We start from the raw sequence: 24326 nt of genomic DNA, 5'->3' as shown, positions 1-24326 counted from the left end.
CTGGCTGCCGTCCCGAATGGCCAGCAGGAAGTCCCGGATCTGGTGCGTGAAGGTGTGTTCCCAGCCGATGATGTGACCTTGCGGCCACCACGCTTCGAGGTAGGGGTGTTCGGGTTCGTTGACCAGGATCCGGCGGAACCCTTGCTCCCGCACCGGGACGGTGGAGTCCAGGAACATGAGCTCGTTAAGGTTTTCCAGATTGAAGGTCAGCGATCCGGTTGAGCCGTATATCTCGATGCGGAGGCTGTTCTTTTGGCCGGTAGCCACACGTGATGCTTCAACGGATGCGCTGATTTTGCCGGTGAGACCAAGCGTTGCCCAGGCTGCGTCGTCCACCGTGACTTTCTCCGGCCCCTTGGGTCCAGGTCGTTCGGTGACGAAGGTCCGCAGTGTTCCGGTCACTTCGGTGACTGTTTGCCCGGTAAGGTGCTGGATCTGGTCGATGGCGTGGGAACCGATGTCTCCCAGGGCACCTGAGCCGGCGGTTTCCTTCCGGAGCCGCCAGGTCATGGGGGACTCGGCATCGGAGAGCCAGTCCTGCAGGTAGGCCGCGCGGATGTGGCGGACGGTGCCGAGCCGGCCTTCAGCGATGAGTTCTTTGGCAAGGGCCAGTGCGGGGACGCGGCGGTAGTTGAAGCCGATCATCGACTGCACTCCGCGGGCGCGGGCTTTGTCTGCAGCCGCGGTCATGAGTTCGGCCTCGGCAACGATGTTGGCGAGCGGCTTTTCCACCAGGACGTGTTTTCCTGCTTCCAATGCGGCGATGGCAATTTCGGCGTGCATCCAGCCGGGTGCGCAGATATCGATGATGTCGATGTCGTCGCGGTCGATCACGTCCCGCCAATCGGTGGCGGACTCGGCCCAACCGTACTTTTCCGCGGCTTCCGCGACTGCATCGGCGTCCCGGCCGACGAGCACCTTCTGCTCGAAGGCCGGGACGTCAAAGAAGCTGGCCACATTTCGCCACGCATTCGAGTGGGCCTTGCCCATGAAGGCGTAACCGATGGCGGCGACACCCAGGGGTGCTTTTTTCATTGCGGTTCTCCTTGCAGGGCAAGTGCTTTGCCTCGGGCGTGCTCGTGGTCCGAGAGGCTGGCGGTGATGGCACGGGCGGCTTTGACGGCTGTGATGGTTGCGGTGAGGGTCGAGTTGCCTACCAGGGCCGTGGGCACCACGGACCCTCCTGCGAGGTAAAGGTTCGAGTAGCCCCAGACTTTGCCTTCTGGGTTGCACACCGATGTTCCATCGTCGGCAACTCCGGCTCGTGTCGTTCCAGTGAAGTGCAGTGACGAACCAGGTGGCAGCAGTTCCGATTCCCACGATTTGAGGTCAACAACCCCGATCGCTTCGGCCAGGACGCGTTGGACCCTTTTTGCTTCCTCGATGCGGGCCGTGTCGGCGTCGCTGTAATCGAAAGTAAAAGCCATTTCCGGCATACCTGTGGAATCGAGGCGTGATTCGGAGAAATCGATCCGGCTGCTTGCACTGATATCGGTGGGGATGAAGAATCCCAACACGGCACCGTAGGCCAGAGGTGTCCCGTCCTGGTCAAAGAAGGTCCGGTCCATGAATTGGCCATGGAATGGCTGCTTGGATCCGTTGTGCGGCATCCAGTAGCAGTTTAGAACCCATTCGTCGACACGGTGGCGTGGAATATCAGACAGGGTGAGTCCGAGCTTGTCCAGATCGGCGACAATCTGGCCGGTCAGAAAAGCGTGCTCGTTCAGGTATCTGCCCAGTGCCGGTGGCCGGATACCTGAAGCGAAGAGCAGCTGGGGCGTGCGGAGGGGGTCTGCCGCTACGGCCACTGCTGTTGCCTGGATGATCCTTTCGGTTCCGGTGGGGATGTCTTTGACGCGGACGCCGCTGACGGTGCCGCCGTCATGGACCAGTTCCAGTGCCAGGGTTTCGGTCAACAGCTCAAAGTCTTCACCGGCCGGTTCCACCATGCGCGGGAAGATCCGGTTCGGTCCGGTCCGCAGCAGCCGGTCCCCGTCCGGGGTGATGGCCATCGGCATGGGTTGGGGTTGCCGGGAGGCCGCGCAGGATTTCCCGACGATCCCGGTGATCTTTTCAAGGACCTTTTGGCCCGGCAGCGACGTTCCGTAAGGGTTTGGGTGCACTCCAAGCAGCCGTTGGGCGGTGTGGAGGTCGTTGGCCCAACCCTCCGGATCCTGGCTCGCGAAGCTTTCATCACCCCAGGGCCAAGGGCATGCTGCGGTCCAGTGCACGCCCATTCCGCCCTGGTTGATCCCGACAGCGGCGCCGGGAAACGCCGTCGTATTCCCGGACAAGGCCGACACGCTGTACAGGCCCGCTTCGATACCTTCCGTGCCGTTGCCGAGGCGGTGGGACACGTCAGCACCCACATACGCGGACTGGATCCCCGGGGAAGCCCGCTTGACGTAGCGGGACCGCAGATCCGGGTCCGCTACGTCGTGCAGGTGCTGCCCGGTTTTGGCTCCGATTTTCCGTCCGCCGTCGACGATGACAATTCTGGCCTCGGGTTTGGAGGATCGCACTTGCTGGGCGATGGCGGCGCCCATGATCCCTCCCCCGATAATCAAGACGTCGGCTGCTGGTGTTTCTTGCATTGCTGCTTCCTTTGGAGCGCTGGGCTCACTTGGTTGTGGTGGTCAAGGCCGAATCATCGGCTGCTTGCTTGCTTTCGCGGAATGTGATCCCGAAGTAGATGGCTGTCACGGCAGCGATCGCGCAAGGGATGAGCCAGATCAGTGTCCAGTTGTGCCCTCCACTGACGCGGAAGATGTCAATGATCGGACCGGCCAACGCTGCCCCGATCAAGAACCCAACCCCGTACGTGCCGGTGAAAATGAGCCCCTGAGCGGAGGCGCGCAGCGACGAGGGCGCGTGACGGTCGGTGTAGATCTGTCCCGTGACGAAGAAGAAGTCGAAGCACACGCCGTGGATGACCAGGCCCAGCACGATCATCCAGTACGAGGAACCGGTATCGGCGTAGGAGAAAAGCACGAACCGGATGACCCACCCGATCATGGCGACGATCATGACGGTCTTGATACGGAAACGTCCAAGAATGAACGGCATCAGGAGGAAGAACACGACCTCGGAGGCCTGTGCCAGGGTCTGCACGCCTGCCGCGCCTTGGACGCCGACGTCGTTAAGCCACAGGTTGGTGAAGCCATTGAAGAACGATGCGGGAATCGAGACCAGCACTGATGCGATGAAAAAGACCAGGAACGACCTGTTCTTCAGCAGCTTCAGAGCATCAAGTCCCAGTGCCGCGCCGATGGATTGCTTCTCAGCACTGACGGCCTGCCGCGGAGTCTTGGGCAAAAGGACAAAGCTACCGGCCGCGATGAGCAGCGAAGCCGCGCCGGCCAGGATGAAGGTCCAGTCGAGCATGTGCTGCTGTTCCCAGCCCAGCCCGCCGATGAGCAGCCCGCCAGCGATCCAGCCCACCGTTCCCCACACCCGGATGACCGGGTATTGCTTCTCCGGATTGTCCAGCAAACTGAACACGATGGACGTGGCCAGAGGCTGCGTGGGCATGTAAAGGATCATGTAGGTCACACAGATCCCGATGAACAACGGCAGTGACGCCGTCGAGTTGGCGAAAAACATGGCCGCAGCAGCGCCCACGTGCAGGACGATGTACGTCGCCCGGGGTGTGAAGACCCTGTCCGCAAGGTATCCAACAAGTATCGAGGCAACAATCGCTCCAATAGACAAACTCAAGTAGACGACGCTGACTTCGGTTCCACTGGCGGCGAACTTCGTCACCATGTACGTCCCCGCGGTGACAATCCAGGCCCCGATGGCGAACTGCTGCAGAAACCACAAGGCGGAGAGCCTGACCTGCAGTCCCCTATTCAACTTCGCGGACTGGGGCGGCTGCCAGCCGGGCGTGCCTGCCCCGACGTGGGATTGGGATGTTTCCTTACTGGTCATTGCTTTGCTCCTTTGCAAACCGTGCTGAACCTCGGTAGTGCGATGCGATGTGTGGGAGATCCGTCATCGAGCGGGTCCTCGTTGAATCCGTGTCGACGACGTCTAGTCCAAGGGCTTCTTCCCTTGACGGGGGGCCGGAAATTCCCCGGCGAAATTCCTTTATGCTACAGAGTAGCGGAATCTGCGGGACTGTAGCAATAGAATGGATGGTAGAACATGGGAAGCTGTGGAAGTCCGTGCAGATTCGAGGGAGGGAACGCAACCGACGATGACCGCGATCGATCTTGCCGCGATGCGGCAGCACAACTCCGGCCTGGTATTGGCTGCCCTGTTTCAAGCCCGGGAGCCCGTACGCATGGCCACCCTCGTGCGCCAAACCCAACTGTCCCGGCGCACCGTGGAGCTCATCTTGTCGGCGCTGATCGACGAAGGATGGGCTGCTGAGACAAGCGAACCAGTAGGCGACAGCCTTGGCCGGCCCCCTCGACGTTACGAATTCCGCACGGATTCCGCGCTGTTCGCGACCGTAGCTTTCGACCCGCACGCCGCCACCGCCGCGATCGTTGACGCCTACGGCCATATCCGCCATCAAGCCACAATTGTGCTCGAAGACATCGACAACCCCTCAGAGTGTCTGGAATCGGCGTCAGACTTGCTCAAAGCAGTCGTCGCAAAATCAGGGTGTCCCTGGCCGTCGCTGCGGGGCATTGGTATCTCAGTCACCGGTCGCATCGACGACGACGGAACTGTCATGCACCTGCCTTACACACCGGCATGGACCGGCGTGCGGCCCGGGGACCACTTTGCATCCGCTTTCGGACTGCCTGCACTGGTGGACAATGACACGAACCTGGCAGCTCTTGCCGAACAATGGGTCGGCGGCGCCGGTGGCTACTCGAACTTCGTCTGGCTAATCGCCGGCTACCGGCTTGGCGCAGGAGTTGTCATCAGGAAAGAGATCCATAAAGGCCTGCACGGCGCAGCAGGCGAAGTTATCCAAGTCTCATCAATGGGACTGGCTGCAATGCAAGAACAACCTCTGGGTTTCATCTCCTCCCCCGTTCCTGCCCAGCGCACCCAGGCCCTCTCAATCGTTCACGCGGCTGAGGCCGGCGACGTTGAAGCTCTGAAATCAGTTGAGGAGCTGCTGGACCTCATCGAACCGGTTGTTTCAACGTTCGCCTGGACGATTGCCCCGGAAGCCATCTTCCTCGGCGGCGGACTCGAACAATCCAGACTCCTCATCGACCTACTACAGCAACGCCTCAAAACATCCGGGCTGCCGCCAATCCAAATACGCCCATCCAACCTGGGCGAAAATGCCCCCCTCTTGGGGGCCGCCTACATGGCCCGCTCTGCCCAGAACGACCCCCTCACCCAGGCACTACGCGAGAATCACCTGGCTACCTTCCCTCTCTCAGCAAACTAAGAACAAGACTGAACCCGGCAGACCGCGTATCAGTTGGTGCAGAGAAGCTTGGACCTGATCTTGGCGTCCTTCGCCCAGGACGGCAGCAGGGGTAAAGACCCGCCGCTCAACTGCGGTCAGTCGAGTAGCGCTACGCCGAACTCAGCGACGACGGCCCGCAATTCCCTGAGGTAGCGCTGCGCTTGGTCGGTGAGCGGAATCGCGGCGTGGCCGATCCAGCCGATCTCGATGCGTTCGTCAACGTCGAGCGGGATGGCGACGATCTCCGGGTCGAGCTGCCCGCTGATGATGCCCGTCGAGATCGTGTAGCCGTGGAGCCCGATCATGAGGTTGAAGATCGTGGCACGGTCTGAGACCCGGATCTCCTGCTTGCTGGACATGGTGGAGAGAATTTCCTCGGCGAAGTAAAAGGAGTTGTTCGCACCTTGATCGAAGGTTAGCCGAGGCAAACCGGCGAGATCATCGAGAGTCGCACGCTCTTTTGAGGCGAGCGGGTTGTTCCGTGAAATGAAAATGTGCGGATCGGCGAGGAAAAGCGGAGTGAACGCGAGCCCGGATTCCCGGAGCAGCTTGTCGATGACCTTCCGGTTGAAATCGTTCCGGTAGAGGATGCCTATCTCGCTGCGGAGCGTCCGGACATCCTCGATGATGTCCCAGGTACGGGACTCACGCAGCGAGAACTCGTATTCGGCCACATCAGTGGCCTTGACCATCCGGACGAAGGCGTCCACCGCGAACGAGTAGTGCTGCGTTGACACCCCGAGCAGACGTCGCCGCGGTGGCCTACCAAGATAGCGCTGCTCGAGGAGAGCGAACTGCTCGACGACCTGCCTCGCGTAGCCGAGGAACTCTACCCCGTCGGCGGTGAGGGTGACCCCGCGGGCGGAGCGAACCAGGAGCGCACGGCCAACCCGGGCCTCAAGGTCCTTCATCGCGGCGGACATTGTCGGCTGCGCTACGTAGAGAAGATCGGCGGCCGCGGAGATCGACCCCTCAGCTGCAACTTCTATGAAGTAACGGAGCTGCTGCAGGGTCAATCCGCTCGAAATCTGAGGCATAGGAAGATTCTATATGTATGCATAGTAACCACTAGTTACTTGATACCCCTCGGAAGGCTGCACCATGGATACATCCCCTTCGGAAAGGCCGTCTCCGGCCCATCAACGGATTGGCAGCGCATGGCAGACGACTTCACCTTCAGCATCACCACCACCCGCTTCGACGAGGACTACTCCCCGTCGGAAGGCTCACGGATCACGACGAATTTCGCCAACCTGGCACGGGGCGAGCACCGCCAGGAGAACCTCCGCAACGCCTTGACCATGATTCGCCGCCGCTTCAACGATCTCGCAGACTGGGACAACCCGGACCGGGACCGTTACACGCTCGAGCTTGAGATCGTCTCTGTGCAGATAGCGTTCACTGCGGAAGGTACGGATCAGCAGTTCCCGCTGTTCGAGGTTCTCGACATCCAGATCGTCGACCAGCTGAACGGGGTCCGCCACCAAGGGATCGTGGGGAACAACTTCTCCTCCTATGTCCGTGACTTCGACTTCAGCGTCGTACTGCCGGCGGCAGCAGGGGACTCAGGCAAGCCCGCCGTTCCAGGGGACTTCGGCGATCTTCACGGCAAGCTGTTCCAGCAATTCCTCGATTCCCCGGCATGCCAGGAACGCTTTCCGCAGCCGCCAGTAGTCTGCATCAGCGTCTCCACGAGCAAGACGTACCGGCGAACGGAGAACCGTCACCCGGTCCTGGGCGTCGAGTACCAGCAGGACGAGTTCTCACTGACGGACGCATACTTCGCAAAGATGGGGCTGCAGGTCCGCTACTTCATGCCACGCGGCAGCGTCGCGCCGCTCGCCTTCTATTTCCGCGGCGACCTGCTCAACGACTACTCCAACCTGCAGCTCATCGGCACGATCAGCACCATGGAGACGTTCCAGAAGATCTACCGCCCGGAGATTTACAACGCGAACTCCGCCGCCGCCCACGTCTACCAGCCGAGCCTGGGAGAGCAGGATTACTCGCGGACCCAGATCGCCTACGACCGGGTCGAGCGCAGTCAGCTGGCGATCACTCAGGCGAAGTACACGGAGGAACACTTCATCACGCCCCACAAGGATCTATTGGACCAGTGGACCGCCAAATACCCCGCCCTCGTCAATTGACCCACGGAGAATCGTCAATCATGAACACACTTTTGCCCACCACCGTTGTCGGAAGCCTGCCGAAACCATCGTGGCTCGCACAGCCTGAGACTCTTTGGTCCCCGTGGAAGCTGGAGGGAGATGCGCTGCTCGAGGGCAAGCAGGATGCTCTGCGCATCGCGCTCCACGAGCAGAGCCGACGCGGCATCGACATCGTCAGCGACGGCGAGCAAACCCGCCAGCACTTCGTCACTACCTTCATCGAGCATCTCAGCGGGGTCGACTTTGAACAGCGCAAGACCGTGCGCATCCGCGATCGCTACGACGCGAGCGTGCCGACCGTCGTCGGAGCGGTGCGCCGCGAGCGGCCGGTGTTCGTCGAAGACGCAAAGTTCCTCCGCGCAGCCACCGACCGGCCGATCAAATGGACTCTTCCCGGCCCAATGACGATGGTGGACACGCTCTACGATGACCACTACAAGAGCCGCGAGAAGCTGGCCTGGGAGTTCGCCACGATCCTGAACCAGGAGGCGAAAGAACTAGAGGCGGCCGGCGTGGACATCATCCAGTTCGACGAGCCCGCGTTCAATGTCTTCCTCGACGAGGTCAAGGACTGGGGCGTGGCTGCGCTTGAGAGAGCGGCAGAAGGACTGCGTGCGGAGACCGCCGTGCATATCTGCTACGGCTACGGGATCAAGGCGAATACTGACTGGAAGGCGACGCTCGGCTCACAGTGGCGGCAGTACGAGGAATCTTTCCCGCTGCTTCAGAGCTCCAGCATCGACATCATCTCGCTGGAATGCCAGAACTCCCACGTGCCCATGGACCTCATCGAGCTCCTCCGCGGCAAGAAAGTCATGCTCGGGGCAATCGACGTCGCAAGCGAGACCATCGAGACCCCGGAGGACGTCGCCAACACCCTCCGCAAGGCCCTGCAGTTCGTCGATGCGGACAAGCTCATCCCCAGCACTAACTGCGGCATGGCACCGTTCCCCCGGGACGTCGCACTGGCCAAGCTGAGTGCTCTCAGCGCAGGGACGAACATCATTCGCGAGGAACTCGCCCGCTCCGTCCCCAGGGTGTCATAACGATGTTTCACGCCTACCCCGCAGACACTTGGCTCGAGGCTCCGAAGCAAACCTTCCCGTCCTCCCTCTCCGCCGACGAATTCAAGGCACTGTTCCGTGGCCACCCGGGAGGTGTCGCCGTCATCACGGCGGATGCCGGCGAAGGACCGGTGGCGCTGACAGTATCGTCGGTCGTGTCAGTAAGTGCGGAACCTCCGTTGCTGATTTTCTCGGTCTCGGCACTGTCCTCTGCGTCCGAGATGCTTTCGCGCGCCGAAACCGTCGTCGTGCACCTGCTGGACGCGCACGACGTCGACCTGGCGAAGTTTGGAGCGACCCCCGGCGCCGACCGCTTTGACCAGACGCACCGCTGGTCGGCCCTTGCAACCGGCGAAGCGGTGTATGACGATGTCCGCGCCTGGGTGCGCTGCGCCGTCATCAATCGCATGGAGGTGGGGACCTCCACAATCATCGCCGTTCACGCCCTGGAGTCGCGCGTGATGCGTGACATCCAAGCGGGCGAACCCGGCGACGCCCTGGTCTACCACAACCGTTCATGGCACCGCCTGGGCGAGCATTCCAAGCTTGAAGGCTGAGCGCCGCGCCAACAATGCGAGGCGGCAAGCCGAACGGCTCACGACGGCGGGAGGATAACTCCCGCCGTCGTCCTCGTTAACATCGGAGCGTCCATCGACTTCCTGAATGGCTCGGATGCAACCCTGGTCTGCAGGCATGCGACGCTTCGGTTCGCCCTCGAGAAACACCCACCGAAAGCCTCATGACAGCACCGTACTGGCGATCGATGAGTTACATCATGTGTTCACGGACACCGAAGCGAACCGCTCGGCGCGCCTGCGTGAGGTCATGAACGGCCCAGACGAACACATCTCCGCGATGACCACTTATCGAAGAAGACCGGAGGCCCACACCCTAGAAACGAGATTGAGCCTAAGAACTGCCGGAGCGCTTTCGACAAACCCCACAAGACATATGGGCCCTTATCGGCAGACTGGTCGGCTTCGACATACGCGGCCGACGATCAGCTCGTCTCCGAACAGGCGGACGACCACGCAGAACTGGCAGCGGCCTAAGTGCGGAGGGACGCAGATATGGCGGGCCAGCTGATGCCTCAACATATCGGCCACGTGATCGATGCAGTCAGGGTCTACCTCGAGACAAGCGGAACGGACCTTTACGGATTAACGGCTTAGAGGCCTGCTCACTGAGCCGTCGCGTCACGCTACGGATACATATAACTCTCACTCATAGAGGTGAAGGCCCGCACGGGCGCAACTAAAAGGAGCCCGGCTTGGCGCCAGGCTCCTTTTGTTGAGTTCAGTCCAACACATATTCACTTGGGTCAGTACTCAGCAGTTGGGAATGCTACATGTCCAGGTGACCAAGGAATTCACCGGTGTAGGGGCAGAGGTAGGCGACGGTGTCTTTTACGCGGACGGTGAAGTCGGTGCCTCCTGGAACCTCGAACCGTTCTCCTTCCTTGTAGGTTGTCCACTCCCCCTGACCAGCGGGTTGCTGCACGTCCCAGGTTCCGCGGACGAGGTGCATCCATTCTTTGACGGGAGCTTCGAACTTCCATTCACCGGGCTCCATCACCCCGACGGTGAAGTTTCCCTGCTCGTTCTTGAATTCAAGGCTTCGTACTTGTCCCTCGAAGTACTCGTTCTGGCCGATCATGACATGCTCCCATTCGCAGTTGCGGTCTTCGGCTCGCTGGTGCGGCCTGCTGCGAATCACACTATTGAAGCCCCCCCTCCCAGACCATCGCCGGGGCGTACTCTTTGCTAACCAATTAGTGGCCGCCGCGTACAGAATTGCCGCGTGATCGTCGCTAATATGGGGCCATGGCACTTGAATTGAGGGCGTTCACGGTGGCTAAGCTTGCTTCCACCCCAGAGCTTGGGCTGACGACAGCGCACGGAGGAATCGGCCTTGAACGAGCCGCCGGTGTCCCCATTGCTGTAGAGCGAAAAGGACCGTTTCCGAGACTCCACGGCGGCGAAATCGTGCTTACCAGCGGGCTGCACATCGGTGAGGACTGGACAGCCTGGAAGGATTTCCTGTCGGAAGTCACGGGCGCCGGTGCCTCCGGGCTCATCATCGGACTCGGCGCCGAGGCCGCATTCGAGCGCCTCCCGGCGCGGGTGCCGGCTCTGGCAAGCGAGTATGACCTGCCACTGCTGACCGGTGACATCGCCGACTTCGGGCGAATCGCGCACACCATCGCCGTCCTGCACGCGGAAGGACAACGGGAAGCGCTCAGACGGCCGCTCGACCTGCAGATGGAGATCACAGCAATTGTGGCCCGCGGCGGCTCGTTTGGGGACCTGCTGTCCGGCTGGCAGCAAAGGACCGATGAGCCGGTGGCTGTATTCGACCGTCTCGGGAGGGTCATGGCCAGAAGCTCGGCCTTTCCTTCGGTCCTGCTCACGCCCTTGAGCGAACGCCTCGCCGGCCGTGAAGCACCACGACTTGGAGAAGAACTCCTCCTGTCAGCCACCGAGCTGGTCGCCGGACCCGACGAACCATCCGCCGGCGTAGAAGAGACGGTCGAGGTCTTCCCGTTCGCAGGCAATGACACTGTCCGGGGGTTCTGCGTCCGTATCCCGACAGGCCAGGAGACGGCAGAGCTCGCCGCGCCAGCACTGCGTTCGCTTCTGGCACTCGAATTCGAACGCGTGTGGTTCCTCGACGAATCTGCACGCCGTAAGCGCGCCGAACGGTTTGCGCGCCTCCTGACGTTCACGGAACCGGGCAGCGCACGGACGTTCCTCCGGAGCATCGGCATCGATTCAGGCCCGCTGCGGGGCGTGAGCATCGAAGCGCGCAATGAGACCCATGCCGAAGTGCTCATCGACGACCTCGCGGTCGTCCTCGCCGCCCCTTTCATACGGCACCGTCACCGCATAGTCGAATGTCTGGCAACCGTCGACCCCCGAAAGGCTCTGGCTGACTACGGTCTCGACGTCCCCACGGGGATCGGCACCAACGGCGCTCCCGAGCACTCCGCCCGCAGTATCAGGCAGGCAACCCTGGCATTGGAGACCAGCCGTCGGGCCGGCACCCCCATCGAGTACGTCGACGGAGCCTCGCACGAGTTCCTGATCAACGCCGCTCCATCCGAATACCTGGAAGCCTTCTCCAGTGCTGTCCTCGCCCCCATCGAGAACTCGCGTGGAGGCGAAGCCCTCCTGAACACACTGCACACATGGCTTCTCGAGCGCCGATCCGTCGAAGCGACAGCCGAACGTATGGGAGTCCACCGGCACACGGTGCGGAACCGGATGCAGCGGATCATCCAGATCACCGGTCACGACCTGGACGGCATCGATGCTCAGACCGAGCTCTGGCTCGCCCTGAAAGTCAGGGGCTTCCGCGACAGCGTAGGTACTTCACCTTCAGGGCCATAACTAACAGTGGGGATTCGCCGCCAAGGCCATATTCTGGGCTGACGTTAGCTGCCATGATGGTCGTCACATCCTGCGGACCCACCGCGAAGATCCGGTACTCAAATGAGGAACGACATCATGCCCACCACCGTAGCCACCACAGATTCCGTCCCCCGATCCATACTCCGCCGAGTCATCATCGCCAGCGGGCTCGGCACCTTGCTGGAGTACTTCGATTACGCCAGCTACAGCTACCTCGCGACCACCATCGCAATAGTTTTCTTTCCCCCGGAGGACCGTGCTGTTGCCCTGATGAGCACCTTCGCAGTCTTCGCGCTATCGTTCCTAGTACGCCCGCTCGGGGCCTTCGTCTGGGGCAGCCTAGGCGACAAAATCGGCCGCAAGAGCATCCTCGCCACGACAATCATCCTCATGTCCGGAGCAACTTTCCTCATCGGATTCATACCGAACTACGAAACCATCGGCATCGCAGCACCCATCCTGCTCCTGCTGCTCCGCGTAACACAGAGCTTCTCAGCCTCCGGCGAATACGCCGGCGCAGGCACCTTCGTTGCCGAGTACGCCCCCGCCGCCAAGCGCGGCCTGCTCACCAGTGTTGTACCCATCGCAGCTGCCGCCGGATTCCTGGCAGCCTCGCTCATGGCCGCCATCCTCTACGCCAGCACCTCACCGGAATTCATGCAGGAGTGGGGCTGGAGGATCCCGTTCCTCATCGCGGGCCCGCTCGGCATCGTTGGCCTCTGGCTTCGCCTACGTTTGGAAGACACCCCGCAGTTCCGCCGGGTACTGGAACTCGAAAAGAAGCAGCGCCAGAGTGCAGTTGATCAGCCTCCGGCCTCAAACCGCTGGTCCGAGACCCGCAAGAGCCTCCCGTCGATGTTCAAGGCACTGCTCGTTATGTCGCTCAATGCCGGCGCCTACTACCTCCTGCTAAGCTACACGCCCTCGTTCCTCATCGAGGAGGCAAGGATGAGCGAGGCGACCGCAACACTGGTTGTCACCATTGGCCTCGTGGCGCACATCATCTTCATTCCCCTTGCCGCGCGCCTGTCCGACCGGATCGGACGTAAGCGCACCCTGATGATCTCAAGCATCGCTTTCATCGTCTTGAGCTACCCGATCATGACCCTGCTTTCCTTCGGAGGAGTGGTCCTCGCCTCCGCGGTCCTCATCGTCTCGCTCATGTTCTTCGCTATGAACGATGCAGTGTTTCCTTCTTTCTTCACCGAACTGTTCGGCACTCGCTCGCGCTACCTCGGATTCGCGTTGCCGTTCAACGTCGGCGCCATGCTCTTCGGCGGCGTCGCGCCGCTTATCGGCACCTGGCTGATCGCCACGACAGGCAACCCCAGCTCGCCGGCGTTCTTCCTGATGGGCATCGGTGTACTGTCCCTGATGGGCTTGCTGATGAGCGCGGAGACAGCACGTAGCCCCCTCGCCGACGAGCAAGCTGAAGTGAACAGGCCATCTACCTCTTCGGTCTAACCCCTCACACCGCAAAGTGCCCTCTAGTAACCACCGAGCAAAGGGCCGGACAGCACCCCTGGGGAGCGCTGTCCGGCCATCGCCGCACACCACCCGTCACCCCACAAACGGGGAAACATCAGCCGCTCTTGCATCAGCTGCGTTCACCAGAGACGAACGACCTTTGGGGAAGCCCCACTACCCTGGAGTCGATTTCCACTCGCATGAGTCCTCCGCTACCAGCATTTGGCCCGCCGGCGACCGCAGGGGAGCAACACCGCAGTCATCCAAAGGCTGCTGACACACGGGCGCAATCATATTGCTCAGACCAAGCAGTAGAGGGGTGACGGGCAAACAGAGCCAAATCCATGCTGCTCAATAAGAAGATTACTTAGGTGGTGAGACTCCACGGACCACATGAGGCATGACAAAGATGCCCTTGCCCTCCCTCACAGGACGATCCAGTCGAAAATGTGGTCCCAGAGTGGTTCACAAAGTCATGTTGTACTCAGTCCCTCTACCCATGAAGAGGGGTAGGCCAACCACGACCCTGCCGGACGAACCAAGAGAGGAACGCATAACCCCAGCTCACAGCAAGCGGAGGGCCCACCAGCCATAACCCTGACCCCGATCCCCCACAACCAAACAGGCGACCCGCAGCGCCAGGCACAACTCGCGGCCAGTCTCAGAGGGACATGACCAACCAGAATGTACACACGTTAAAGCAAAAACCCCCTCTGACGAGGGGGTATGCCGTGCCCGAGGTGGGACTCGAACGGGATTCCAGGCCTTGGAAACACGGGGAGGTGGCGAAAACATGCGGAATCCTGGCCAATCCGATGGGCGTACGGGCCAGTCCGAGGTGGAAAGTGTGGACATTGTCCACACTTCTTTTTTGCCCAGCCGCGACCACTCCCAAGGCTGTAGCTGGGCATGAAAGTTCGAGCGAAAGCACCATGTTCCCGGTGGGCAACCACACAGCAATTTTCATCAATCGATTCACCTCCTTTCATATCCTTCATGCCTGCCGGTCCTGGAAGTACATGACAGAGATCAGCAACCTGAATGCCACATCGGAAGCCCGACGGGCTGCCTCAGCCAACCGTGAGTTCACTAGACAGAGACAAGGATTTGCCAAGATGGAGTTCAGCGGAGCTCGGTCTTATAACGATGCACCGTCAGGCCCAGCGCTCCTGCAGTTCCCAGACGCACAAACCCCCGTAGCTATGAACCCGGCGGATGAGCCCACATTTGTCGGCCTAAGTCCGCCACGAGCCCGGCGAGTGAACGAAAACCGTACGTGAACTGTGCGAACTTTAGACGCATGTGACCGTTCTGCAGACCACCGCTGCTACGAACGAGCTCGCTTGCTTTGAACTCAAGCAATTCATCCGCACGAATCGAGGTGTTGTCCGGCTCACCCATGGCCAGCGGTCAGCTTCATCGCCCCTTTCGGCGCGGTAGTCGTCAGGCAGGAACTCTGGACATTGCGTCACTTCGACGACCGCGTAGCAGTCTCTCGTCTCAGCAGAGATAAAGACGTGCTCCTGGCTTTATGCTTAGCCCCCTTGCCGGGCTTCCGAATACCATTCGCTGCGCCAGGGTCCAGTGCCTGCTCACTATGCTCGGACTTCAGCCACAAGGTCCGCGTTTCATCACGAGCATCAACCAGAAGCTGCTCCACAAGGGCCAGCGCAGAATTCTTGTCCAAGTCACCGGAAGCAGGCGTTAGGCACGAAGCCAGGCGCAGGCATACTCCAGTATTCCCGCCGCGCAAACAGCCAGAGGCCGACACTTTCAGGAAGAGGGACCGGCCTCCAGGCCAACGGCTCAACATGCCGAGCCATGAAACCTCTATCACCCCACCCTCTTAGAGCGAGTCAAGCACGGCACTGTCGATCGACTCGATTCGCTCGTGGATCGACCTGAACCCTGCATCGCCGGCCACATGAGCGGATGCTGCGGCAACAGCAAAATCGATCGGCTTCAATTTCGTTGACGCTTGTCCGAACGCTCCAACGCAGTACCCCGCAACGAACGCGTCACCGGCGGCAACAGCTACGCGCGCTTCAGCGACCGGACAACTTGTGAGCATGATCGCGTCATCCCAACGGTGGACAATCCCGCGCGCCCCTAGGGATACGACGGGCTCGTCGACGCCGTGTGACGCCATCCAACGCAGCCCGGCGATCGCTCGTGACAGGAGTGAATCATGGACTCGCACACCGGGAATCGCGCCTGCCTCATGTTCATTTGGCTTTGCCATTGCCACGACGCCTGTGCGTACGGCCTCGACAAGGGCAGTCCCCTGCCCGTCGACAACGACATGGCCGCCGGCTTCGGCGACAGACTGTGCCATGCGAGCCCATGTCTCAACGTCCAGACCGTCTGGGGTCGCGCCGCTCAAGACCACGATATCGCCAGGACTCACGTCGCGAAGCAGCGTTGAAAACAGCCGATCAACTACTTCCGACGTGACTGGGCCGAGTCGCGGTCCGCTCGCGTGCCCCGCCATCGCGCCCAAAGCTTCACTCGTAAGCGTGAGGTTATCTCGTGTGCGGCCCGGAACAGCAAAAGTGTCGACGTGAACGCCGTCGGCCGCCGCCGCTTCTCGGAACCTCCCTTCGTCGAGATCACCGACCAGGGCGTACGCGTGCGCTTCCGCTCCGAGCGTCTTGACGAAGCGCGCGACATTCATTCCCTTGCCTGCAGCGTGAACACGCCACGACAGCACCCGACCAACCTCACCAGGATCGATACGGTCAACATGTACCTCGTGGTCAAATCCTGGGCTAAGGGTTACCGTGCGGATCACGCGCTGGCCGCTGCGAGCCACGTCTCGAGGTACGCTGCGACACCGTCATCGTGATGGCGCGCGGTGGTGACCGTCGCCGCGTCCAGCACAGCCTGTTTGCCGTTCGCGACCGCGATGGAAGTTCCTACGGCGGCGAAGGCCGGGATGTCATTGTAGTTGTCGCCGAAAAAGTAGCAGTCGCTTTTGTCATAACCAAGCTCTTCTGCCGCAGCTTCGACACCAAGTCCTTTCGAACAAGTCGAGTTGGCGATCTCGAGGTAGGTGTCTTTCGAACGGTACGTTACGACACCGGGCTCGGTGCTGAGGAGCGCCTCGATCCCATCTACCAGCGACTGCTTACCCATGCACATGACCTTGTGCGGCGGATGTGCATCCACCCGACCAGAGGAGATGTATTTCTTCGACGACATCGAGTGCGGCGAAACCCCTGTGTTGTTGATTTCACGAGCGGTCCACGGATCATCGCCCCAGACGTGCCAATCCTCACCAGCGAAGAAGCTTGCGTGCAGGTCAACGCTGGAGCAGTATTCGGCGATCCTCCGAGCGTGCTCCGGTGCGATGGCGATATCGTGCACAGCTTTGCCCGAGCGGGACAGCACGAGTCCGCCATTGTAGGCAATCAACGGCTCGTCGGCACCGTCGTACAGCCGCTCCAGGATCCGCATCGACTCCGGCATGCGCGAAGAACAGAGCACGAAAGCATGCCCTGCGGCCCGGATGGCCCTGACAGCGTGGATAGTGCGCAGAGATAGTGTTCGGTCCGGGTTGAGCAATGTGCCGTCGATGTCTGTGCAGAACATGGCCATGTTTTGGGTCTCCTCGTGGGGTGTGAACGATCAGGTCAGGTGTGGGGCAGAAACGGGCAGCCGGGTCCGATCGTCGACGATCGGTTCTCGCAGCACAAGCCCCTCGACATTGCAGTCACGCAGGTCGCTGCCGCGTAGGTCGGGAGACTCGAAGGTGGCGTTTCGCAGGTCCGCAGCGCGCAAGTCAACATCGCGCAGGTCCGCGTCTATTAGCCGGCCTCCCCGCAAGCTGGCGGCCCGCAGATCCGTCCCTCGAAGAATGACGGCGCTGCCACAGCAATCCGATAGGTCAGCGCGGCGCATATCCGCTCGTTCCAAAACTGCTCCGTCAAGCACCGCTCGTGGAAGCCGGATATCCACGAAGGAGGAGTCCATGATACGAGCTTCGGTGAAGTCGGCATCCGAGCCAGCCAGGCGGGAGAGGTTTGCACCCGTCCAGTCCACGTTCCTCGCCTTGAGCGCGTCGACAGTCGCACCGTGCAGGTTGAGACCGGCAGCACAAGAACCGCTCAGATCTGCCCTCGATAGGTTTGTTTTGCGGAGGTCTGCGCGTGTGAGGTCGGTCGAAGTGAGATCGCCACCGCTAAGATCGCGTGCGGCGAGGATGATCCCGGCAAGGCTTCTGCCAGGGATACGGATCTCAGTCAAGTCAGCAGCGGCGATGAGCGTCTGGACGAACCGCTGCTCCTCAGCCAGTCGGCGCTCACGTTCCGCATCGGCCCGGCCGACCACCGCCTCGACATACAGAACGGCCACACCAAGCAACGCGCCGACGCCGAGATTGATTCCTAGATCGGAGTATTTGTTGCCTTCGCTTGGACCTAGAACCCACATTGTAATTCCGACGCTAAAAATTACAGCGATAAGGACAAGCGCGGGCAGGCTCGTCGATTGGAGCCTGGACCAGAGACGCCTCATGCAGATGCTGCCTCGGCCTCGACTGAATCCCGGATCAGGGCCGCTCGATCTTCCTCTCCGTTGGCGTCGAGCTCGATCGCGATTACCTCCAGGAGTTCGTCGCTTGCAAGACCACGTGCGTCAGCTGCTGAGGTGAACCACTCAAGAGCCCGCAGGAAGTCCCCGGTTCTCAATGCGATCTCCCCAAGCACGATCGCAGTCTCGCGGATGCCCTGCGCGTAGCCAATTGATCGATGCCCATGCAAAGCACGCTCGGCGGCCGCGTTCGCTTCCGAGAAGGCTTTTTCATCCTTGGCGAGAGTCATGAGGAAGGTCGCCTTGTACTGCCAACCGATCGCCTGGGATCGAGCAGAACCGACCTGAGTGCTCCACGAGATTACACGCTCGATGTGGTCGAGCGCCTCCTTCCCTTTGCCCGCCCGACGAAGGGTCTTCGCGTAGGGTACGAGAAAGCGGTGGCTCGCAACGCGGCTATCAACGGTGTCGATAGCCTGTCGGTAAAGGCTCTCCGCCTCGGCGAGGTCGCCGGATACACGAGACAGCTTCGCCTTATTCCGCAGCGCCCGAGCCCGCAGGGGGCCGGGCGCGAGGTCTGCGCGCATGGCAAACGCTTCATCGACGTGTGTGACGTACTGGATCCGATGATTCTCAGCGATGGCTGGTGCGATTCCCGCCTGTCGTTCGTACTGGCGGCCGTGTAATTCGGCCAAATCACATAGCACTTCGCATAGAGCTTCGGTGTCGTCGAGCGCCTCTGCGAGTCGGCGACTCTCTTCATAGGCGACGAGGGCCTGGTCTATCTCACCCTCGAACAGGAGCACATCGCCCAGCAAGTCAAGCGCAACAGTCCTGATCGAGGAGGGATTGGCTGCAACGGTCAGCTGCGCAAGCAAACGTCCAGCCTTTGCAACCTCGCTCGCACTTATGTACGCGTTGACGAGCTCGAGCTGAATCGAAGCCCTCGAGTCGTCCCCGTCGAACACGACTCCATCCGATGACTCCAGCGCTTTTCCAAATAGCGCCGCTGCCTCAGCGGAAGCTCCCGTGGCTTGCGCGTTGCGGGCCGCCCTAATCAGGTACGGGAAAGCATCTGCGTACTTGGCGGCCAGATACAAGTGCTCTCCGATCAAGGCGTCCCAGTCCTCGTTGGAGCTCGCCCGCAGATTGGAGATGACGCCGGCAACCTGGGCGTGCAAACGACGCTTCCGCAGTCCACTTAGCTGTCCGTAGAGCACGTCACGGATCTTGCCATGTGAGAATTCGAAGGACTCGTCACTCGACTGCAGCTCACGAATTAAGTCCACGTCGAGGAACTTCTCCATGTCACGCAGGAGTTCGTCCTCGCCTGCCTCCATCAAGCCGTGAAGAACCGCAAAAGCAAACCGTCGTCCGACGACTGCGGCTAGTTCGAGTTCGTGCCTCTCTTCGACGTCGAGCAGGTTCAATCGAGAGGCAATAACCTCTTCCACGGAGTCAGGGATGTCCCAGGACCCAATGTCCCCATCGAACAACCAGACATCGTCGACTTGACTCAGCGAAACCCGACCGGACCTTGGGTCGGGAGAGCAGAGCATTCGGATCAGCTCACGGGTAAAGAGCGGATTTCCCTCGGTCTCTTCGTAGAGCTTCCTGGTGACCGTCTCCGGTAGTTTGGCGGGACCGCCGAGTAATGATTCCACGAGCGACCCGAAGCCCACGACGTCGAACCCCCGGATCTCGTGATTCTGGTAGATGCCTTCCATACGTCGTGCCGAGGCGATGACAGGACGGACGGGGTGCGTGGGTTCCGCTACCCGGTCGGAGCGAAATGCCCCGAGGATGACGACGGGACCTTCATTGAGGCGCGAGACCAAGCAGATCAGCGCGTCAGCGCTCCCAACGTCCAAGTGTTCGAGGTCATCGATGAACAGTAGCCTCGGCGGAGATCCGGTTTTGCGGTAGTCACCCATGATCACGTTAGTGAAAGTGGCAACGATGGCTTCTCTTCGGCTCGCTGGATCAGCAGAAATTGATTCGCTGACGGCCGCCATCTCGACCTCGGACGAACCGGATCCGAACTGCTCGGCGACTAGTTCTCCCACGGGCCGGCCCCCCGCCATCTGCCGTACGAGTTCTCGCACCGGGAAATAGCTCATCCCCTCGTGGAAAGGTTCGCATGCCGTGCGGACGCAGTCGTAGCCCAGTTGTTCCGCTGCCTCCAACACCGCTTCGGCAAGTGCCGACTTTCCCGCCCCGCTAACCCCGCTGAGCATGATCACCGCTCCCGCGGGACTGGTTTCTCGTCTGCTCACGCGTTCGAGAGTCCTGCTGATCTGCGCCAACTCCGCGTCTCGGCCGTACAAGCCGCCTACAATATTGCGATTCACCGACACCCCAAATATGCCCACATCGCACCGGTTAGGCGATAGTGGGTTCATGCTATGGGCGGCTCAGGCGGAGGTCAAGGACTCGCGTTGACTCTTCAAAGAGGTGCCCTCGTGGCGGCGGGTCCACCTGCGGTCATGTCCGCCGCTTGATGGGTGTCAACCATGGACCTTGGGAGACGAAAGGTCCACGCCGGGTGCAGTCCATGTCATGTGCCGACATCGTCGGTGGTCGCCCCCGCCGGTTCCAACCAACGCATGCGAATCAAGCCTTGACGCTTTCGCGAAATGGATACTTGCCATGATAGGCGGTGGCTTCAGAGTCCGGCGCCACCTAGTCCAACATCTCTGGAGGCGCATACGAGAACCTAGCCAAAGCCAGTAAAGAAGTCTGGCTGAAAACCGTGGCTGCGCTAGTGGGTGGACTCTGGGTCGTTTGCTATGCCGCTTTCAGCCGGTCCAGGGATGAGTCATCATCAGCTTCTTGGAGGAACGGAAGTTGGCGCGGGCGCCGCCGCAACAAACGTGCCCAGCCGATGGAACTCAGTCCCCGCTGAATCACCTCAGGGCCTGCCCGGACTGCCGCGGCGCTGTTGGACGCACAGCCGCTTCATCCAAGGCTGTACATCGGTATGGCGTCTGAATAATTTGTCCCATGCTGGTGGTTGAGAAGCTTCACGACGCGAGGCTCAGAGGCATCATGCTCCGAGGTGTAATCCGGGTTGCACCCCGGCCAGCCCTCCCCGACGACCTCGATCTTCACACAATCCCAAGCCACGCCGGGCGGGAAGTAACGTAAGTAGATCGTCATGGCCGTAGTACAGCTGTCTCCAAGGTCGAGCTCCAGGCACAAGACGTAGTCCGTTGCCTGGGGCACTCCCCTGGCAGGGCTGGAGCTGTGAAAGCGGAACCCAGGGTACTTGGCCAAATACTCGTTGGCGCTGAAGCAATCTCCTGGAATGCTGTGGGAGCACCACTTTCCCTTCAGCACTTCAGGCATCCCTGGGACTGAGCGCGACGATTTCGCCTTTTCTGCCCGTGCCTTGATGGCGCTGACGGACGGAGTAAACCGGAGCTGCCGCACATCATCGTTCAATGCGGAGTCGCCGATAGCAGAGAAGATCTTGAGGCTGATGCCAGCCGTGCCGATCCCCAATCCGATGAGCCCGAATTTGGACAGGATCTTCTGTGCGTACACGGTGATCCATCCGGCCGACAAGTGCGGGTAGCGGTCGGCCAGGAGTGTCCTGACTCCCCGGTGGACCGCGTCCTTGGCCTGATCGGTGCTCAGGCAGGCGAGGGCCTTACGGTATGCGTCCACTGCGGTGCCGCTTGCCCCAATCGTCAATAATTCGTGGCCGCACTCCATCAGGGCCATGGTCGAGGCGATCGCGGTGATGGGGCTGTCCCCGCCGGCAAGCCCGCCGATCTGGCTCCATATCGTGGCCGCTGCGGTATAGAACCAGCCTGTCTCCACCTGAATCAGGGGTTTGCCGCTGTTGCCGTAGTAGAGCTCCTCCAATGCCGTCCGGTTGAAACCGAAGTGCATCTCGCCGAACGGCTGGACCAAGTATTGGCGCTTGTCGAAAGGGTTCTTGGGGAGCTCCGCCGCCGCTGCCATCGTCGCCAGATCCGTCGGTCCGGCCTGCCAAAGGTCACTCCAAGCCCAGGCAGGGTCGATGGCCACTGTGACCTTCGCGGCAGTGTCCCGGTTCATCTTTAGCTTGGCCACCAGGATGTCGCTGTTGTTGGCGTCCTTGCCCCCGCACCACAGGATTGGTGAGTTGATGTCATCGAAGAACTGCGGGTCCGCCCAGGTCGGCACCGGTTGCTCGCAGCTGACCCCGCTCGTTGCAGCGTTGCCCGTCACTTGGCCCAGGGTGTTGAAGAGATAGTCGAAGAATCCGTACTGCGAGAAGTGCGAGACCTTCGCGGTTGCGGTCGTGCGGTCCTCGGAGAGCTCCGTGGGAATTGGCTCCCAGGTCTTGGCGTTCTCATTCCAATGGGCGGCAACGACGACGTGGTCCTGTGCCACTGGGGTCTCCAGAGTCATCCTGACCGAGGCACCGGCATCAGGGAACGATCCGCCGTCCATTTCGTAAGCTGACAGGCCGACGAGCGTGGCTGTCGACGGTTGAGCCATCAACTGTTCTTCAGTAGGAGTTTTGGCCGTGACCTGCGCTCGAAGTCCTGAGCCTTCCGGGAATTCCACGGTGGTGGACCAGCCTGGACCCAGCGCAACGGAGCCCTCAGCAGATGATGCGGGCCGGGCCCACGGCTGCCACACCAAAACTGCTGCTACAACTGCCGCCACCACGGCCAATGTCACAAACACGAGTCTGGCTTTCACCGAATCCCCCATTCCACTTCAGGACTCCATATCTACCACCCGGGTTCAGACGTCGGCCATCATTCGCGTTCCGTTACGCAACGCTCAACTACTCGTTCCTGCCAATGCGAGAGGCATGCCCGTGACTACGGAATCAGCTTGGGAAAGCACCTGTGCTCGTAGTGAGGCAGCTTCGTGGTGTTCGACTTCTTGGTGAATAGTCGACTCGTGGGCACGCTCAACCTGCTCCCTGCGCTTACCCCTAGCCCCCTGGCGTCCATTTGGAGTGCTGCCTGACTTGATCCACAAGCTCAGTCATCCACGGCCGGTGCCCACGGTGAAGCGTCAAGCCCTCGGCCAGTCCGCTTACTGTGCATTCGGACCCGAGGACATCGATAGTGACGGGTCCGCGGCCCGTCGGGGCGTTGGTGATATGTAGCTGGCCAAAGGACTCCGGGAGCGCCGGATCCAGCCACAGGCCGCCACGGGAAACGTGCGCGTCATATCGCATCAGGCTCGTCACCAACGCGATCGGAGCAGTTGCTGCCCATGCCTGCGGCGAACAAGCCGTGGGATAGGGCACAGGCTGCGCCACCTGTCCCCTATCAAAGCCGCAGAAAAGCCCCCGCATCTCCACACCCGGCAGGCCCCATAAGCCGCCGGTGGACGGGTTGTGCCCACTGTGGGCAGGTGGAGCCCTCCACACAGCTCAAAGCTGGGCGGTTTCCAACGATCGTCGCAACACTGACGGAAAGTGGTGTTGATTCATGCGCAGTTCGACGCGCCGATCCAGGAAAATGGGGCCACCGGGCCTGGTTGAGATAAGGCCCTTGTATGTTCAGCTCATGAAAGAAGGGCACTCTAACCGGGCCGCTTGCAGGATCCTTGGGATCAACCAAAACACGGGCCTTCGTTGGTTGAATGGACGCAATGGGGTTGAGGGCTTGGTGCAGCAGGGCTTGGATCCGCGGCCCCGGAAGGCTGTTCCTGTGGCAGCTGTATCCAGCCGCTACCTGTCAGAAGACGAACGCATCTATATTGCCGACCGGTTGCTGGTTCGGGCTAGCCTTCGATCAATTGCTCGTGATCTTGGGCGGTCGCCGGCCACAATCAGCAGGGAAGTCACCCGGAACCGTCCCGACACGCGCAGGTATCATCCGTTCCGTGCCCAGAAAATGGCACAGAAGAGAAGGCCGAGACCAAGGCTCGCCAAGCTCGCTGGTGATGACGAGTTGAGGCATTACGTAGTCGAGTGCCTATCGAAACGGTGGAGCCCTCAACAGGTCTGCCAGGCCCTGAAGGAACGGTTTCCGGGAGAAAAGCACCGGCATCTGGTGCATGAAACGCTCTACCGTGCGCTTTACCAGTTGAGCATCCGCCCTGTTCCAACTGGGCCAGCCCGGTTGCTGCGATCAGGGAAGTTTAGCAGACGGTCCCGCTCCAGGACCAAAGTGAAGCCTCGCCAGTACATTGCGGATGCGCTCAAGATTGGTGACCGCCCAGCTCACATAGCGACGAGAGAAGAAGCCGGCCATTGGGAATCTCAATGTTTCTGTCAAGCTGCTTGAGCGGTGATGCGTGGCGTTGGTTCCTGGTAGATGGTGTGGTCGCGGAGCATGGCCCAGAG

General features: G+C 60.9%; 17 protein-coding genes and 1 pseudogene. 7 read left to right on the top strand and 11 right to left on the bottom strand.

The window, feature by feature from the left end:
• The 3 genes from ABIE18_RS21775 to ABIE18_RS21765 form a co-directional block, all read right to left on the bottom strand.
• On the bottom strand, positions 1-1035 hold a 1035-nt coding region (locus ABIE18_RS21775), incomplete at its 3' end, for a Gfo/Idh/MocA family protein (RefSeq protein ID WP_499724597.1).
• Positions 1032-2594, bottom strand: coding sequence for a GMC oxidoreductase (locus tag ABIE18_RS21770; protein ID WP_499724596.1), 1563 nt, complete (start codon positions 2592-2594; stop codon positions 1032-1034). The genes ABIE18_RS21770 and ABIE18_RS21775, both read right to left, overlap by 4 nt.
• Positions 2595-2619: 25 nt before the next feature.
• Positions 2620-3930 (bottom strand): MFS transporter, encoded by a 1311-nt coding sequence (locus tag ABIE18_RS21765; protein WP_499724595.1) that lies wholly within the window; start codon positions 3928-3930, stop codon positions 2620-2622.
• A gap of 268 nt (positions 3931-4198) precedes the next feature.
• Between ABIE18_RS21765 and ABIE18_RS21760 the strand changes: the two genes are divergently transcribed.
• A complete protein-coding gene (locus ABIE18_RS21760; RefSeq protein ID WP_499724594.1) occupies positions 4199-5359 on the top strand; it encodes an ROK family protein in 1161 nt (386 codons plus the stop codon).
• Positions 5360-5475: 116 nt separating this feature from the next.
• On the opposite strand, the gene ABIE18_RS21755 is transcribed toward ABIE18_RS21760, so the two are convergent.
• On the bottom strand, positions 5476-6417 hold the full coding sequence (locus ABIE18_RS21755; RefSeq protein ID WP_499724593.1) for a LysR family transcriptional regulator: 942 nt from the start codon (positions 6415-6417) through the stop codon (positions 5476-5478).
• Positions 6418-6537: 120 nt separating this feature from the next.
• On the opposite strand from ABIE18_RS21755, the gene ABIE18_RS21750 reads away from it, so the two are divergent.
• From ABIE18_RS21750 to ABIE18_RS21740, 3 genes are read left to right on the top strand one after another with little or no spacing between them, the layout of a single operon-like run.
• Positions 6538-7530: a DUF1852 domain-containing protein gene (locus tag ABIE18_RS21750; RefSeq protein WP_499724592.1), complete on the top strand. Its 993-nt coding sequence runs from the start codon at positions 6538-6540 to the stop codon at positions 7528-7530.
• Positions 7531-7550: 20 nt separating this feature from the next.
• Complete coding sequence (locus ABIE18_RS21745) at positions 7551-8597, top strand: methionine synthase (RefSeq protein ID WP_499724591.1); 1047 nt, start codon at positions 7551-7553, stop codon at positions 8595-8597.
• 2 nt (positions 8598-8599) lie between these two features.
• Complete coding sequence (locus tag ABIE18_RS21740) at positions 8600-9172, top strand: flavin reductase family protein (protein ID WP_499724590.1); 573 nt, start codon at positions 8600-8602, stop codon at positions 9170-9172.
• A 787-nt stretch (positions 9173-9959) separates the two neighbouring features.
• Here the strand turns inward: ABIE18_RS21740 and ppnP are convergent.
• On the bottom strand, positions 9960-10271 hold the full coding sequence (gene ppnP, locus ABIE18_RS21735; RefSeq protein ID WP_014921602.1) for a pyrimidine/purine nucleoside phosphorylase: 312 nt from the start codon (positions 10269-10271) through the stop codon (positions 9960-9962).
• Positions 10272-10438: 167 nt separating this feature from the next.
• On the opposite strand from ppnP, the gene ABIE18_RS21730 reads away from it, so the two are divergent.
• The gene (locus ABIE18_RS21730; RefSeq protein ID WP_499724589.1) at positions 10439-12004 is read left to right on the top strand and encodes a helix-turn-helix domain-containing protein; all 1566 of its coding nucleotides are present in this window, start codon (positions 10439-10441) and stop codon (positions 12002-12004) included.
• 117 nt (positions 12005-12121) lie between these two features.
• Positions 12122-13489, top strand: coding sequence for an MFS transporter (locus ABIE18_RS21725; RefSeq protein WP_499724588.1), 1368 nt, complete (start codon positions 12122-12124; stop codon positions 13487-13489).
• 1849 nt (positions 13490-15338) lie between these two features.
• On the opposite strand, the gene ABIE18_RS21720 is transcribed toward ABIE18_RS21725, so the two are convergent.
• The 6 genes and pseudogenes from ABIE18_RS21720 to ABIE18_RS21695 form a co-directional block, all read right to left on the bottom strand.
• The gene (locus tag ABIE18_RS21720; RefSeq protein WP_499724587.1) at positions 15339-16304 is read right to left on the bottom strand and encodes a 1-phosphofructokinase family hexose kinase; all 966 of its coding nucleotides are present in this window, start codon (positions 16302-16304) and stop codon (positions 15339-15341) included.
• Positions 16280-17089 carry a Cof-type HAD-IIB family hydrolase gene (locus ABIE18_RS21715; protein ID WP_499724586.1) on the bottom strand — a complete coding sequence of 270 codons (810 nt, stop codon included), beginning with the start codon at positions 17087-17089 and terminating at the stop codon, positions 16280-16282. The genes ABIE18_RS21720 and ABIE18_RS21715 overlap by 25 nt, the downstream gene beginning before the upstream one ends.
• Before the next feature lie 30 nt (positions 17090-17119).
• Positions 17120-17923, bottom strand: a complete 804-nt coding sequence (locus ABIE18_RS21710; RefSeq protein WP_499724585.1) for a pentapeptide repeat-containing protein — start codon at positions 17921-17923, stop codon at positions 17120-17122.
• Positions 17924-18003: 80 nt separating this feature from the next.
• Entirely contained in the window at positions 18004-20424 is a 2421-nt protein-coding gene (locus ABIE18_RS21705) for an ATP-binding protein (protein WP_499724584.1), read from the bottom strand.
• 556 nt (positions 20425-20980) lie between these two features.
• Positions 20981-22699, bottom strand: coding sequence for a hypothetical protein (locus tag ABIE18_RS21700; protein WP_499724583.1), 1719 nt, complete (start codon positions 22697-22699; stop codon positions 20981-20983).
• A 262-nt stretch (positions 22700-22961) separates the two neighbouring features.
• Positions 22962-23324: pseudogene (locus ABIE18_RS21695) on the bottom strand (glycogen debranching N-terminal domain-containing protein); the annotation flags it as partial.
• A gap of 142 nt (positions 23325-23466) precedes the next feature.
• Here ABIE18_RS21695 and ABIE18_RS21690 point away from each other — a divergent pair.
• A complete protein-coding gene (locus tag ABIE18_RS21690) occupies positions 23467-24267 on the top strand; it encodes an IS30 family transposase (RefSeq protein WP_499724582.1) in 801 nt (266 codons plus the stop codon).
• Positions 24268-24326: the final 59 nt, after the last annotated feature.

Origin of the sequence: Arthrobacter sp. 2762, assembly GCF_040548745.1 — a bacterium.
In the GTDB taxonomy this organism is placed as follows: Bacteria; Actinomycetota; Actinomycetes; order Actinomycetales; family Micrococcaceae; genus Arthrobacter.
This window is presented reverse-complemented; position numbering and strand designations above follow the sequence as displayed.